This is a genomic window from Paenibacillus athensensis, assembly GCF_004514475.2.
Taxonomy (GTDB): Bacteria; Bacillota; Bacilli; order Paenibacillales; family NBRC-103111; genus Paenibacillus_AL; species Paenibacillus_AL athensensis.
In genome coordinates, this window is record NZ_MYFO02000056.1 from 1 (window position 1) to 529 (window position 529).

Consider the following 529-nt stretch of genomic DNA (forward strand, 5'->3'; position numbering starts at 1 on the left):
TTCGCACAGACCTGTGTTTTTGCTAAACAGTCGCTTGGGCCTTTTCACTGCGGCCCCCTCGGGCTATTCACCCTACCGAGGCACCCCTTCTCCCGAAGTTACGGGGTCATTTTGCCGAGTTCCTTAACGAGAGTTCTTCCGCGCGCCTTAGAATTCTCTTCTCGCCCACCTGTGTCGGTTTACGGTACGGGCACCTTCGCCTGGCTAGAGGCTTTTCTTGGCAGTGTGAAATCATGACCTTCGGTACTATAAATTTCCCTCCCCATCACAGCCCAGCCTTACGGTTAGCGGATTTGCCTGCTAACCAGCCTCACTGCTTGGACGAGCATCCATCAGCTCGCGTCACTATCCTTCTGCGTCACCCCATCACTCATAACGGCTACGGTGGTACAGGAATTTCCACCTGTTGTCCATCGACTACGCCTTTCGGCCTCGCCTTAGGTCCCGACTTACCCTGAGCGGACGAACCTTCCTCAGGAACCCTTAGGCTTTCGGCGGATCAGATTCTCACTGATCTTTTCGTTACTCA

General features: G+C 54.3%; 1 rRNA gene. It reads right to left on the reverse strand.

The window, feature by feature from the left end:
- Positions 1 to 529, reverse strand: a 23S ribosomal RNA gene (locus tag B5M42_RS25165); the annotation flags it as partial.